Here is a 13836-nt window from a genome sequence, read left to right as displayed (position 1 = left end):
GAGACCGCACGGATTACTCCACTCAATTCCGGCCCACGGGGCTCCAGATGCCCCCTTGACGGGAGGAACCCCCTGAGCACGATGGGAGGATGACCGACCGATTCGTGGATATTTCGCTCGACAAGCGTGGTGTGCACTGCACCGCGAAACTCCTCGACTCCCTCGCCCCGATCACCTGCCGGGCAGTCTGGGACGCGCTCCCGCTCGGCGGTGACGTCTACCACGCGAAGTACGCCCGTAATGAGATCTACGCGCTCTTCCCGTCCTTCGCGGCCACCGAGCCCCCACTCGAAAATCCCACCGTCACCCCCATCCCCGGCGACCTCTGCTACTTCTCCTTCGCCGGTACGCAACTGGCCACCGGCTCCCACGGTTACTCCGCCGACCACATCCGCCAGGACCGCCCCACCATCGTCGACCTCGCCCTCTTCTACGAGCGCAACAACCTGCTCCTCAACGGCGACCAGGGCTGGGTCCCGGGCATCGTGTGGGGCACGGTCGTGGAGGGCCTGGACCGGATGGCCGACGCGTGCCAGGACCTGTGGCGGGCGGGGGCGGTGGGGGAGACGCTGAGCTTCCGGCGGTCGGCGGCGGGCTGAGCCGGAAAAGTCCGACACCGCACGGCAGTTGGCGACCGCGCTCCCACTCCGTACGATCCGGCCGGGACACCGGACCGGAAGAACGGAAACAGACTGTGGACGCGAGACCCGACGACGAGAGCCCCGTCTACGAGATCGGCGGCAGCGATGTGGACTGGGACGGGGAGTGGCGCTGGCACGACGCGATGTGGGCCGGCAACGCGCTGATCATTCTCGGCGCCTGCGCCGTGTCCGGGGTGGGCTGGGTGTCGGGCCCCGGGGCCGGAATCCGGCTGGGCGTGATCGCCCTGGTGGCGGCGGCTTTCCTGATCTGGCTGAACACCAGGGCGCTGAACCGGCTCAGGGCCGAGACGGGCCTCTCGCACTGCAGGCTGGTGGCGGTCATGCGGCTCGCCCGGCGGGAGCAGATACCGAATGATCCGGTGGTCCGGCATGCGATGGCCCGCCTGATCGCGTTCCAGAACAGCAAGAAGGCGGGGGCGCTCTGGGCGCGCCCCCTCTGCGTCGCGCTGCTGCTGCTGATCGCGCTCCTGCAATTCCTCGCGGGGAACGTGCTGTTCGGCCTGTTGCTGCTCGCCGCGGGCGGCTACCTGGCCTCCCCGTTCAGCGTGGCGGCCCGCGTCCAGGCCCGCCAGAACCGCCTGGAGGCCCGCCTCGCCGCGCTGAACGCCACTCCTCCGCAGGGCTGAATCGTCCGCCGTAGGACTGACTCACCCTCCGCAGGGCCGACCCTCCGCAGGGCTGACTCAGACCGGCCGGGTGCCCACCGGCACGGCCCGTACCCACGTCCGGTCCGGGTCCAGGTAGGCATCGACCGCCAGCCCGGCCTCCTGCAGCGCCGTCTCGAACTCCTTCTCCGTCAGCGGGCACGCCATGAAGGTCTGCGTCCAGTTCGCGTCGGGGAACTCGTACTCGACGTGCACGGACCGGGCCCCGGGGCGGCCCCCGTCCGGCGCGGGCTCCGAGGAGACGATGCGGACCAGCCCGCCGTCGGGATAGTGCCGCACGGCGGGCAGCCCCTCGTGCCGGCCCGCCGCCTCCCGCTGGATCACCACGACGCCGTCGTCGGCGACATGGCGGCGGCAGACCCGCAGGAAGCCCTCGCGCAGTCCTTCCGCGCCCGCGTGGACGAGGAAGGACATGAGGACCACGACGTCGAAGCGCTCGCCGGGCAGGTCGAGGGCCTCGATCGGGCTCCGTACGGTACGGACCCCGGGCAGCCACTCCCGTACCTCCGCCAGCATCTCGGCGGACTCGTCGACCGCGGTGACGGCGAAGCCCTGCTCGGTCAGGGGGCGGGTGAGGCGGCCGGTGCCGGAGCCCAGCTCCAGGAGACGGGCACCCGGCCGGGGAGGGGCGGCCAGTGCCAGCCACTTCGGCTCGTCGAGGACGGGGAGCCGCCGGTACAGCTCCACCGCACACCCGTCGGGGGTGATCGCTCCGGGCCCGGTGCCTTCGTATCCCTTGCGCACGATGTGATCCATGGGACGCATCGGAACACGGGACGGATGGCACGGAAAAGGCGATCCTCGGCCGTTCCTGGCCCCTGCGGATGACGATCCGGTGGGAAATTCCGCCGGAAACCGTGCCCACCGTGCCGCCTCATTCGTCAGGCGGGTAGGCGACAACCTCATGTGGCCGCACGATATGGGCATCTGGAGCATTCAGCATGAAGACCGAAATGATCGGAATCAGCGGAATCAGCGGAAATATGAAGATGCGGGCGCGCCGTGTGTCGGCCGTCGCGGTCACCGCGGCCACCGCCGGGTCCGTCCTGGCCACCGGGGCGTCCCTCGCCCCCGCACAGGCCCTCACCCCGGCGACCGCCGCCACGGCCGTCCCCGCGCTCGCCGCCCCCAAGGCCCCCACCGTCACCGCCAGGGGCGCCTTCCTGATGAACGCGGCCACAGGGAAGGCCCTGTTCGCGAAGAACGCGGACACCCGGCTGCCCACCGGCTCGACGACCAAGATCATGACGGCGAAGGTGGTCCTCGCCGCCAAGGGCCTCAACCTGGATTCCAAGGTCACCGTCCAGAAGGCGTACAGCGACTACATCGTCAGGAACAGCGCCTCCTCGGCCCGCCTGATCGTCGGCGACAAGGTCACCGTCCGCCAGCTGCTGTACGGGATGATGCTGCCGTCCGGCTGCGACGCGGCGTACGCGCTGGCCGACAACTTCGGTACGGGTGCGACGCGCGAGGCCCGGGTGAAGTCCTTCATCGGAAAGATGAACGCGACGGCGCGCTCACTCGGCCTGAAGAACACCCACTTCGACTCCTTCGACGGCGGGGGCGGCACAGGCAACTACTCCACGGCCCGCGACCTGACCAGGCTCGCGGTGAACGCGATGAAGAACCCCACCTTCCGCGCCGTGGTCAGGACCAAGTCCACCAAACAGCGCACCGTCACCAGGGCCGGCGGCCACCGCGACATGACCTGGACCAACACGAACCCGCTGCTCAGCAGCTACCCGGGCACCCTCGGCCTCAAGACGGGCTCGGGCCCCAACGCCAAGTACTGCCTGGTCTTCGCCACCCAACGCGGCAACAAGACCCTCTACGGGACCCTGCTGTCCTCGTCGTCGGACGTGAACCGGGCGAAGGACGCGGGCAGGCTGCTGGACTACGGCTTCAGGAGGTAGACGCCCCTGGCCCTCTTGAGCAGCGGGGCCGCCGTTCCCTCCCGCCCACCCCTTGGGGGCGGGTGGGCAAGGGGGCGGCCCCCACGCGGAGCCCCGCCCTCCGACCGCACGCGCTCGCGACCGCCCCCTACACCGCCCCCGGAATCCCCGCCCCCGCCCCGTACAACGCCTCCGCCACCCGCAGCACCAGCCCGTCCCGGTGCCTCGCTGCGACCAGTTGGACCCCCACCGGCAGTCCGCCCCCGTCCACCCCGCACGGCACCGTCGCCGCCGGCTGCTGGGTCAGGTTGAAGGGGTACGTGAAGGGGGTCCAGCCCGTCCAGCGGCGCAGGCCCGAGCCTTTTGGGACCTCGGGCCCCGCGTCGAAGGCCGTCAGCGGCAGGGTCGGGGTGACCAGCACGTCGTAGGTGGTGTGGAAGCGGCCCATCCGGCGGCCCAGTTCCATCCGTGCGTCCACCGCGGCCAGGTAGTCCAGGGCGCTCATCCGCGCCCCGGTCCCGGCGATTTCGCGCAGACCGGGGTCCAGTCCTTCCCGCTGGGCGCGCCCGAAGTTCTGCGTCACCCGCGCCGCCCCGCTGAACCAGAGGGTGTGGAAGGCCTCCACCGGGTCCGCGAAGTCCGGGTCCGTCTCCTCCACGTACGCGCCCAGCTCGGCCAGCTTCTCGACCGCGCCCCGTACCGCCGCGGCGACCTCCGGGGCCACCTTCACCTGTCCGCCCAGCGTCGGCGAGTACGCCACCCGCAGGCCGCGCACCCCGTCCCGCAGGCCGGTCCTGGTCTCCGCGTCGTCCGTGACCGGTGACTGCGACCAGTCGCGCCAGTCCGCCTCTCCGGCCATCACATCGAGCATCAGGGCGGCGTCGGCCGCGTCCCTGGCCATCGGGCCCGCGTGCGAGAGCGTGCCGAACGGGCTCGACGGGTAGAGCGGGATCCGGCCGTAGGTGGGCTTCATGCCGAAGATTCCGCAGAAGGAGGCGGGAATACGGACCGAGCCCCCTCCGTCGGTGCCGACCGACAGCGGGCCGGCGCCGGCGGCCACGGCCACTGCGCTTCCGCCGCTCGAACCGCCCGAGGTCCGTGAAGGATCGTACGGATTGCGGGTGACGCCGAAGCGCGGCGAGTCCGTGACGCCCTTCCAGCCGAATTCGGGGGTGGTCGTCTTGCCGACCAGGACCGCCCCGTGCTCCCGCAGCCGCGCCACCGCGGGGGCGTCCTGTGTCCAGTTCCCCTTCTCCGCGACGGTGTGGGAACCGCGCAGGGTCGGCGTGCCCGTGGTCAGGAGCAGGTCCTTGACCGTGACCGGTACGCCGTCGAGCAGGCCCTGGGGCTCCCGCCTGCGCCACCGTTCCTCGGACGCGCGGGCCTGCGCCAGGGCGCCCTCGTGGTCGATCGAGACGAAAGCGTTCAGGGTCGGCTGGATCGCCTCGGCCCGCTCCAGTACGGCACGGGTCGCCTCCACGGGGGACAGCTCGCCCTGCTCGTACGCGGCGAGCAGTTGGCGGGCGGTGAGGGCGGTCGGCTCATTCCTGGGTGAGGTCATGGTGGGGGACGTACCCAACATTCTTGTCCACTACATTCGGAAGCGGCTTCCCGCTCTCCCAGAGTCCGTACAACTCCAGGAACTGGTCGGCCAGTTCGTCCCGCCAGCCGATCACGTCGCCGCTCATGTGCGGCGACACGGTGAGACCGGGGACGTCCCACAGGGGGCTCTGTGGGGGGAGCGGTTCCTGGGCGAAGACGTCGAGTGCGGCGCCCGCGATCCGGCGCTGGGCGAGCGCGGCCAGGAGATCGTTCTCCACGACCAGCTGTCCCCGCCCCACATTGATGAAGTACGCCCCCGGGTTCATCGCGTCGAAGGCCCGCGCGTCGAACATGCCCCGGGTCGTGTCCGTCAGCGGTGCCGCGCACACCACCCAGTCGGCGCGGGCCAGGAGGGGGAGCAGCTCGTCGGGGCCGTGCACGCCGGGGCGGGCGGTGCGGCCGGTGACGTCGACGCTCACCCCGAGCGCCTCCAGCGTGCGGGCGACGGCCCGGCCGATGGGCCCGGAGCCCACCACCACGGCCCGCGTCCCGGCCACCCGCTTCGTCTCCCGGTGCCGCCAGCGGCGCTGCCGCTGCAGCTCGTTCGTCCCCAGGAAGTCCTTCGCCGAGGCAAGGACCAGCCCGGCGACGTACTCTGAAATTGGCGTCTCGAAGATGCCGCGCGCGTTGGTGACGACCGTGTCGGAAGCGGCGAGTTCCGGACTCATCAGATGGTCCACCCCGGCGCTCGCCGTGTGTACCCAGCGCGGGCGTGCGCCGGAACCCGGCCATGCGCGCCGTACCGCGTCCGAAAGAAAGTCCCACACCAGAAGCACATCTGCTTGTGGCAGTTGACTCCGGATCGTCGAATCGTCACCGTGCAGAATGCGGGTCCGTCCGGTCAGGCTGCCAAGTCGCGGCAGCGGTTCGGCGTCGAGGACAAGAAGGGTCACATCAGTCATGGCGGAGAAACCGTTTCGTAACGTCTGACATACGCAGATGATGTACGGATTGACCACACTCGTACCTGCACCTTACGGTCGTCAACACCCGTACCTGGGGGCCGCATTGGACATTGACTTTCTCGGTGGGCCACAGCCGCAGCGCGGCGTGGGAGTGGTGGCCCCCTTCGACTTCGCACTCGACCGGGAGCTCTGGCGGTGGGTGCCGGACGGCATCTCCCTCCATCTGACCCGTACTCCCTTCGTCCCCGTCGAGGTCAGCCTCGACCTGGCCCGGCTGGTCAGCGAGCACCAGACGCTGCGCGAGGCGGTCCGGGCGCTGATCGCGGTCGAACCACAGGTCGTCGCGTACGCCTGCACCTCCGGGAGTTTTGTCGGCGGTGTCGCCGGGGAACGCGCCATGTGCGAGGCCATGTCCCGGGCCGGTGAGACACAGGCCGGGGACCTGCCCTCGGTGACCACGTCGGGTGCACTCCTGGAGGCGCTCGGTGAACTGGGCGCACGAAGGATCGCCCTGGTCACCCCGTACACGGAGTCGGTGACGCAGTCGCTGGAGGAGTATCTGGCGGAGGCGGGCATCGTCGTCACGGGAAGGGAGTTCCTGGGGCTCACCCGGCACATCTGGAAGGTTCCGTACCGGGACGTGGTGGACATGGCCCGGCAGGCGGTGGTCGGCGCGGCCGACTGCCTCTTCATCAGCTGCACCAATCTCCCCACGTACGACGTGATCCCGCAGCTGGAGGCGGAACTGCGGATGCCCGTCATCTCCGCGAACCAGGTCACCATGTGGTCCGCGCTGCGGCGCCTCGGTGCGCAGGCGGTCGGCCCGTACCAGCAGCTGCTGATGGCGTCGCAGCCACAGCCGCCGGCCCCGGCGGTGCTGCCAGTGCTGCCGGAGGTGCTTTCGGAGGCATTCTCGGAGGCGCTCCCGCCCGGAGGGCCACCGACTCTTCCGCCGGCCCTCCCGCCGGCCGCCCCGCCGGTGCTTCCGCCGGCGCTCCAGGAGCCCCCTCCGTTCCCCGAGCAGGAAGGACCGACCTGACATGACAGCGATCGGATTCCTCTATCCCGGCCATTCCGCCGAGGACGACTACCCCCGCATCGAAATGATGCTCGCCGCCCCCGACATCCGCCTGCCGCTGGTCCACACCGACATCGGCACCGACGCCCACCGCGTCGACGCACTCCTCGAAATGGGCTCCGAGACCCGCCTCGCCGCAGGCGTCGAGGAGCTGCGCCTCGCGGGCGCGGAGGCAGTCGTCTGGGCCTGTACGAGCGCCAGCTTCGTGTTCGGCTGGGAGGGCGCCCACGACCAGGTCCGCCGGCTGGCCCTGCACGCGGGCCTCCCCGCCTCCTCCACGTCCTTCGCCTTCGCCCATGCGGTACGGGCACTGGGCGCGAGCCGCGTCGCGGTCGCCGCCACCTACCCGTCGGACATCGCGGAGCTCTTCCACGACTTCCTCAAGTCGGCCGGTACGGAGGTCGTTTCGACCCGTGGCAGCGGCATCGTCACGGCGGCCGAGGTCGGCACCTGGGGCCGTGCGGAGGTCCTCGCGCTGGCCCGTGCGGGCGACCACCCGGAAGCGGAGGCGGTTCTCCTGCCGGACACGGCGCTCCATACGGCGGCGTATCTCGCCGACCTGGAAAGGGAGTTGGGCAAACCCGTGCTGACCGCCAACCAGGTCACGGTCTGGGAGGGCCTGCGGCTGGCGGAGCGGCGGGTGCGGGCGAAGGGGCTGGGGGTGCTGTTCGAGGGGTAGTGGCGGCGGGCTCGTCCTTCAGCGCCGTACCAGCGCCAGCAGGCTCAGTCCGAACATCAGGACGCCCAGGGGGAGATGCACCGACGGTACGTGCGCGATGCCGAGCACGACCTGGACGGAAGCGAGGACCAGGAAGCCGGACGCGTACGCGACGGGCCGGGGCGAGCCGCCGCCCGGCTTCCACGCCAGCACCGCCGCGAGCACGTACAGCATCGACGCCCCGTACATCACGCGGGCTCCGGCGCTGTGCAGCGTCTCTCCGTAGGGCGTGGCCAGCAGCAGCCCGGCGGAGACCGCCTGAAGGAAGATGGTCAGGGTCTGCAGGGCGATCGCGCTCTGCAGGAACGAGAAACTGCGCGGTGCCGTCGTCGCCTGGGTGGCCATGTCGCGGTCCCCTTTTCCGCCCGGGGGCAGTAGATCGATAAGGTCTCACCAGCCCGACGACGCGGGCCTGCGAAAGGTAAGGCGAGGCGGTGGCCGGGGGCGTGGGGACGGCGGGGACGGGAACCGACGGGACAGTCGGCGAGCGGCGGCAACTGCTCAATGTTGCCTACCGGTTGCTCGGCTCCCTGGCCGAGGCGGAGGACGCCGTGCAGGAGGCCTACGCGCGCTGGTACGCGCTGCCGCAGGCCCGGCGGGAGGAGATCGTGTCCCCGGGCGCCTGGCTGACGACGGTGACCGGCCGCATCTGCCTGGACGTGCTCGGCTCGGCGCGGGCCCGGCGGGAGCGCTATGTCGGCGCGTGGCTGCCCGAGCCGCTGCCCGACCGCGCCGAGTGGGACCACGGCCGTGGCACCGGGGGCGCCGCCTCCACCGACCCTGCCGACCAGATGGTCCTGGACGAGTCGGTGTCCATGGCCTTCCTCGTCGTCCTGGAGTCGATGACGCCCGCCGAGCGGGTGGCGTTCGTCCTGCACGACGTCTTCCGCTACCCCTTCGCCGAAATCGCCGACGTCCTCGGCCGGACCCCCGCGGCCTGCAAGCAGCTCGCGGCCTCCGCCCGGCGACGGGTGCGCGCTCCGTCGACGGCGGCCGGACAGTCCGACGTGGTGGGACAGTCCGATGTGGCCGGACAGTCCGACGTGCTGGGGCAGCCCGGCGCGGTGCGGCAGTCCGACAGAGTGCGGCAGTCCGACGCGGTGCGGAAGGTCAAAGAGGCATGGGAGACGAAGAACATCGCCGCCCTCGTCGACCTCCTCGACCCGGCCGCCGTGATGACCGCCGACGGCGGCGGCATGGTCGGTGCCGCCCTGCGCCCGATCGAAGGCAGCGCGCTCATCGCCGCGTACATGGTCGCCATCGCCGACAAGGCTCCCGGGCTCGAACTCCTGGAGCGGTCGGTCAACGGTGTGCCGGGGCTGGTGGCCCAGCGGGCCGGCGTGGTCATGACCGTGGCCGCGTTCGACGTCGCCGACGGCCGCGTCACCCGGATCTGGGCGGTCCGCAACCCGGAGAAGCTGCGGCCGTGGACCCAGGACGACTGACGCAGGGCGGCTGACGCAGGACGGCTGACGCAGGACGGCTGAACCCGCCCATGCTCCGGTATCGTCCCGGCGGGAATAACCGGAGACCCCCTCCTGTTACGCCCACGGAAGATACGGAAGTACGGAACACGCCCCGCCCGCCCCAGGAGGACCCCCGGTGGAACCCACCCCCCACCCCATCCGTGCCAGCGCCACCGGCCTCGCCCCCACCCCTCTCTCCGTCCTCGACCTGGCCACCGTCGGCGTCGGTGCCACCCCGAGTGACGCCCTGCGCACCAGCGTCGAGATCGCGAAGCTCGGCGAGGCCCGCGGGTTCCACCGCTACTGGGTGGCCGAGCACCACTCCATGCCCGGAGTGGCCAGTTCCTCCCCGGCCGTGATCCTCGCCCACCTCGCCGCCCACACCGACCGCATCCGCCTCGGTTCGGGCGGCGTCATGCTGCCCAACCACGCCCCGCTTGTCATCGCGGAGCAGTTCGGCACGCTGGAAGCGATGGCCCCCGGCCGCGTCGACCTCGGTCTCGGCCGCGCCCCCGGCACCGACGGCGCCACCGCCGCGGCGCTCCGCCGCAGTGACAACCCCCACGAGGGTGCGGACGAATTCCCGCGCCAGCTCGCCGAGTTGACCCGGTTCCTCCAGGACGACTTCCCGGACGGCCACCCGTACTCCCGCATCCACGCCGTCCCCGGTCCTGTGCAGGGTCACAGCAACACCCCCCAGGTCTGGCTCCTCGGCAGCTCCGGCTTCAGCGCCAGGCTGGCCGGCCAGCTCGGTCTGCCCTTCGCGTTCGCGCACCACTTCTCCGCGCAGAACACGATCCCGGCCCTCGACCTCTACCGCGAGTCCTTCCGCCCGTCGGAAGTACTGGACGCCCCGTACGCGGTCATCGGCGTCTCCGCCCTCGCCACCGACGACGAGGCCGAAGCCCGCCGCCAGGTCCTCACGGGCGCGCTCAGCATGGTCCGGCTGCGCACCGGCCGCCCCGGCCTGATCCCCACCCCCGAGGAGGCCGCCGCGTATCAATTCAGCTCCCTGGAGCGGGAGTTCGTCGACAGCTGGCTGGCGAACGTCATCCACGGCACCAAAGAGGCCGTCCGCTCAGGACTCGACGACCTCGCCAAGCGCACCGGCGCCGACGAGCTGATGCTCACCGCCAACGCGCACACCGGCTCGGTCCGCCTCCGCTCGTACGAGCTGATCGCCGACGCGTACCAACTCCCCGGCGGAACCGGCAACCAGGAAGCCGTCCGCTCGCACAGCAACTAGGAAGCCGTCCGCTCGCACAGCATCGCCGCGATCCGGTCCGGCGCCGTCGGCCGTGAGTACAGCCAGCCCTGGCCCGTGTCGCAGCCGATCCGCCGCAGCCGCGCCGCCTGGCCCGCCGTCTCCACGCACTCCGCGGTGACGGTGAGGCCCAGGCGGTGCGCGAGCTGCACCAGCGCCTCCACGATCGTCTCGTCGGCGGGGTTGGCGTGCGCCTCGTCCTGGAAGCCCCGTACGAAAGCGCCGTCCAGTTTCAGTACGGACACCGGCAGCCGGCTCAGATACGCCAGGTTCGAGTAGCCCGTCCCGAAGTCGTCGATCGCGATGTGCACGCCCATGTCGCTCAGCGCCTGGAGCGCCTGCAGCGGCCGTCCCGCAGAGCCCATCACCGCCGACTCGGTCAGTTCCAGCTGCAGCAACTCCGGTGCCAGACCGGTCTCTTCGAGGATGTCGGCCACGTCGGCGACCAGGTCCGAATCCCAGACCTGACGCACCGCCACGTTCACCGACACGAACAGGGGCTCGGTCCTGGGGTGGTCCTTCTGCCACTGCCGCGCCTGCCGGCACGCCGTCCGCAGCACCCAGCGCCCGAGGTGGACGATCGAGCCGTCCTCCTCCGCGATTCCGATGAACCGATTCGGCGCCAGCGTCCCGAACTGGGGGTGCCGCCACCGCACGAGGGCCTCGACCCCGCGCACCAGCCCGCCCTCCAGGTCCACCAGCGGCTGGTACTCCAGCACGAACTCGCCCCGCTCCAGGGCCGGCCGCAGCGTCGACGACAGTGCCTGGCGGGTCATCCGGTGCGCGTTGCGCTCCGGGTCGAAGAGGGTCCAGCGGCCTTTGCCGTCCGCCTTCGCCCAGTACAGCGTCGTGTCCGCGGCCTGCATCATCCCCGTCGCCGTCGTGCCCGCCGCCGACCGCTCGACCACGCCGATCGACGCGGACACCGAAAGCCGCTGCCCGGCCAGGTCGAACGGCTGCTGAAGGGCGGTCAGCACCGTCTGCGCCAGCTCGCAGAGCTGCTCGGTGCCGGTCGAGTCCTCCACCAGCAGCGCGAACTCGTCGCCGCCGAGCCTGGCCACCAGGAACCCGCCGCCAGGCCCGTAACCGCTCTGGTCCGCGCACCGGGTCAGCCGGGTCGCCACCGCGGTCAGCAGCCGGTCGCCGACCCGGTGGCCGAGCGTGTCGTTGACCGCCTTGAAGCCGTCCAGGTCGAGATAGCAGAGCCCGACCCGGCCGGTCCCGCCGCGCTCGTACGTCGATGTCTCCAGGGCGGCCGAGAGCCGCTCGAAGAACAGCGCGCGGTTGGGCAGCCGGGTCACCGGGTCGTGCATCTGGAGGTGCCGCAGCCGCGCCTGGAGCTCGCGCCAGTCGCCGATGTCGGAGACCGACAGGAGCACGTTCTCACTGTCCGGTACGGGGGCGAGCGCGACCTCCACCCACAGGGCGTGCCCGTCGCGGTGCTTGAGCCGGCGGGTGCAGCGGAACTTGGTCCGCCGCCCGTCCAGGACCTCGCGGTACGCGTTCCAGGTGCGGGCGTCCGAGGCGAGGTCCACCAGCTCGGCGGCCTCCGTACCGGCCAGCTGCCCGGAGTCGGTGCCGAGCAGCGTGCCGAGCGCCGTGTTCGCGGCGAGGACGGCGCCGCCGGGGGTGACCAGGGCCATCGCCAGCTGCGCGGCCCGGAAGGCGGCCCGGTAGTCGCGGGCGCCGGCGTCGTCGCGGGGGCGCGGGTCGTCCGGCCCGCCAGGGGCTCCGTACTCTCCGTACTCCGGACGGAACCCTCCGTGCTCCGGATGACGCTCCGTGACGAAGGACGGGACGAGAGGGGCGAGGGAGACGGGGTCGGGGCCTGATCCGGACTCTTCGTGGATTCCGCTCACGGTGTGCTCCCGCAGGGCGATGGAGTCGTACAGGTTTCGTCGGGCGTGGTCGGGGGGTCCTGATGTCGGCGGTCCTGATGCGGATCCCAGGCGGGAAAGTGTGCCGATCATAGAGGCTGCCGCGACGGCCGATCCAGCTCCGTCGTCGCCGAATCCCGGACCGGTACCGGGCGCCATGGTGGCTCACCCCACTGGCCGATCGTTTCTGCACGGGTGTGCCTTGACCTGCCACCCTCCTGACCGCTTGTGACTTTCTGTGACCTGTCGGGGTGTCGCCACGGGTCGCCCCGCGTACCCGAGTGGCGCACTGGAACAGGGCATTCCCCCACAAAACCGAACAATGTGGGTGAGGTGTTCCGAATTCCGCAGCGGAGGCCCGGAGGTCGATGTGCTGGACCAGTTGACACCCGGGGGAGTGCCCGAGCAGCCGCCCGAGGGGGCCGGGGGGAAGGCTGAGGGGGCATTCGGTGGAGCGGACCGGTCCAAGGTGCGGCTGCGCAGCACGGCGGCCTTCCTGACCTCCCTCGCGGCGCTCGCCGCGACGGGCCTCGTCGCGGGCCCGGCAGCCGCCGGCCAGTCCGCCGCACTGTGCGCCCTGCCGCGCACCTCCGCCCACCACTCGCTGGGCCTCGACAGCTGGAACGAGAGCTACCCGCGCCCGGTGCGCACCCTCAACGCAGTGATGATCTTCCTGTCCTTCCCCGACTCCGAGCCCCTGGTCACCCCCCGCGAGCTCGCCGCCGACCACTTCCCTGCGACCAGCGACTTCTTCCGCCGCGCCTCGTACGGCAAGTTCCAGCTCAAGCCGCACCCGCTGACCGACTGGGTGCGGATGCCCGCCACCTCCACCTCGTACGCCATACAGCGGGACTGGAGCGCGGAGCGGCGCAGCGCCTATCTGCGCGACGCGGTGGCCGCCGCCGACAGCCGCGTCGACTTCTCCCAGTACGACGTCGTCTACCTGGTCGCCGACCCGGACGCCCCCGGTGTCGACTCCGACGCCACCAAGGTGGTCAATTTCGACACCCCGCTGCACGCCGACGGCAAGGACATCCGCCGCATCGTCACCGTCTTCGAGAAGCACCCGCCGGACCGCAACGTCCTCGCCCACGAGACCGGCCACGTCTTCGACCTCCCCGACCTCTACCATCGGCCGTCCGACGGCAAGGGCGACTGGGACACGCACGTCGGCGACTGGGACGTCATGGGCAGCCAGTTCGGACTCGCCCCCGAGCTCTTCGGCTGGCACAAGTGGAAGCTCGGCTGGCTCGACGCCGAGCAGGTCGCCTGCGTCCCCTGGGGTGCCACCAGCCGGTTCACCCTGGACCCGCTGGCCGCCCCCGCCCCGGCCGGCGGCCAGCGCGGCAACGCACGGCTCGCCGTCGTCCGTACGGGAGAGAACACCGCCCTCGCCGTCGAGGCGCGCGGCGGCACGGGCAACGACCGGGGCGCCTGCGTCGAGGGCGTCCTGATCTACCGGGTGCGCAACGGCGCGGCCTCCGGCGGCGGCCCGATCGAGGTCGTCGACACCCATCCGCGCACCGAGGCGTGCGCGGACCGCTCGGTGTACCCGCCGCTCGCGGACGCCCCTCTGGGCGTCGGCGAGACGTACACGGTGGCCGACCAGGGCACCCGGGTGGAGGTCGCGGACCGGACCGGCTCGGGCGGGTGGACGGTGCAGGTCACGACGGGGCGGGGGACACCGGCTCGCTCGTAGGCGCCGTG

General features: G+C 71.5%; 13 protein-coding genes. 8 read left to right on the top strand and 5 right to left on the bottom strand.

Going from position 1 to position 13836, the window contains the following annotated elements; genetic code table 11:
• Nucleotides 1-89 precede the first annotated feature (89 nt).
• On the top strand, nucleotides 90-599 hold the full coding sequence (locus AB0D18_RS02795; protein ID WP_362411589.1) for a DUF3830 family protein: 510 nt from the start codon (nucleotides 90-92) through the stop codon (nucleotides 597-599).
• A gap of 95 nt (nucleotides 600-694) precedes the next feature.
• The gene (locus AB0D18_RS02790) at nucleotides 695-1288 is read left to right on the top strand and encodes a hypothetical protein (protein WP_362411587.1); all 594 of its coding nucleotides are present in this window, start codon (nucleotides 695-697) and stop codon (nucleotides 1286-1288) included.
• Between the two features lie 57 nt (nucleotides 1289-1345).
• Here the strand turns inward: AB0D18_RS02790 and AB0D18_RS02785 are convergent, their stop codons facing one another.
• The gene (locus tag AB0D18_RS02785; RefSeq protein ID WP_362411584.1) at nucleotides 1346-2083 is read right to left on the bottom strand and encodes a class I SAM-dependent methyltransferase; all 738 of its coding nucleotides are present in this window, start codon (nucleotides 2081-2083) and stop codon (nucleotides 1346-1348) included.
• A 227-nt stretch (nucleotides 2084-2310) separates the two neighbouring features.
• Here AB0D18_RS02785 and AB0D18_RS02780 point away from each other — a divergent pair, with 227 nt between their 5' ends.
• Nucleotides 2311-3240: a serine hydrolase gene (locus AB0D18_RS02780; protein WP_362412139.1), complete on the top strand. Its 930-nt coding sequence runs from the start codon at nucleotides 2311-2313 to the stop codon at nucleotides 3238-3240.
• A gap of 127 nt (nucleotides 3241-3367) precedes the next feature.
• On the opposite strand, the gene AB0D18_RS02775 is transcribed toward AB0D18_RS02780, so the two are convergent.
• Both AB0D18_RS02775 and AB0D18_RS02770 read right to left on the bottom strand, forming a co-directional pair.
• A complete protein-coding gene (locus AB0D18_RS02775) occupies nucleotides 3368-4780 on the bottom strand; it encodes an amidase (RefSeq protein ID WP_362411581.1) in 1413 nt (470 codons plus the stop codon).
• Entirely contained in the window at nucleotides 4761-5723 is a 963-nt protein-coding gene (locus tag AB0D18_RS02770) for a D-2-hydroxyacid dehydrogenase (protein WP_362411578.1), read from the bottom strand. The genes AB0D18_RS02775 and AB0D18_RS02770 overlap by 20 nt, the downstream gene beginning before the upstream one ends.
• Before the next feature lie 106 nt (nucleotides 5724-5829).
• Between AB0D18_RS02770 and AB0D18_RS02765 the strand changes: the two genes are divergently transcribed.
• Nucleotides 5830-6765, top strand: coding sequence for a decarboxylase (locus AB0D18_RS02765; protein ID WP_362411575.1), 936 nt, complete (start codon nucleotides 5830-5832; stop codon nucleotides 6763-6765).
• A gap of 1 nt (nucleotide 6766) precedes the next feature.
• Entirely contained in the window at nucleotides 6767-7483 is a 717-nt protein-coding gene (locus AB0D18_RS02760; protein ID WP_362411572.1) for a decarboxylase, read from the top strand.
• A gap of 18 nt (nucleotides 7484-7501) precedes the next feature.
• Here the strand turns inward: AB0D18_RS02760 and AB0D18_RS02755 are convergent, their stop codons facing one another.
• Nucleotides 7502-7867, bottom strand: a complete 366-nt coding sequence (locus AB0D18_RS02755) for a hypothetical protein (protein WP_362411569.1) — start codon at nucleotides 7865-7867, stop codon at nucleotides 7502-7504.
• 101 nt (nucleotides 7868-7968) lie between these two features.
• Between AB0D18_RS02755 and AB0D18_RS02750 the strand changes: the two genes are divergently transcribed.
• Nucleotides 7969-8967 carry a sigma-70 family RNA polymerase sigma factor gene (locus tag AB0D18_RS02750; protein WP_362412136.1) on the top strand — a complete coding sequence of 333 codons (999 nt, stop codon included), beginning with the start codon at nucleotides 7969-7971 and terminating at the stop codon, nucleotides 8965-8967.
• 157 nt (nucleotides 8968-9124) lie between these two features.
• Nucleotides 9125-10234 carry an LLM class flavin-dependent oxidoreductase gene (locus tag AB0D18_RS02745; protein WP_362411566.1) on the top strand — a complete coding sequence of 370 codons (1110 nt, stop codon included), beginning with the start codon at nucleotides 9125-9127 and terminating at the stop codon, nucleotides 10232-10234.
• Here the strand turns inward: AB0D18_RS02745 and AB0D18_RS02740 are convergent.
• Nucleotides 10231-12111 (bottom strand): EAL domain-containing protein, encoded by a 1881-nt coding sequence (locus tag AB0D18_RS02740; RefSeq protein WP_362411563.1) that lies wholly within the window; start codon nucleotides 12109-12111, stop codon nucleotides 10231-10233. The two genes, AB0D18_RS02745 and AB0D18_RS02740, sit on opposite strands and share 4 nt — an antisense overlap.
• Nucleotides 12112-12451: 340 nt before the next feature.
• Between AB0D18_RS02740 and AB0D18_RS02735 the strand changes: the two genes are divergently transcribed.
• Nucleotides 12452-13828: a M6 family metalloprotease domain-containing protein gene (locus AB0D18_RS02735; RefSeq protein WP_362411560.1), complete on the top strand. Its 1377-nt coding sequence runs from the start codon at nucleotides 12452-12454 to the stop codon at nucleotides 13826-13828.
• Nucleotides 13829-13836: the final 8 nt, after the last annotated feature.

It is taken from the genome of Streptomyces sp. NPDC048442 (genome assembly GCF_040651475.1).
In the GTDB taxonomy this organism is placed as follows: Bacteria; Actinomycetota; Actinomycetes; order Streptomycetales; family Streptomycetaceae; genus Streptomyces.
The sequence above is the reverse complement of the archived record's forward strand: the minus strand, read 5'-3'. Positions and strand labels throughout refer to the sequence as shown.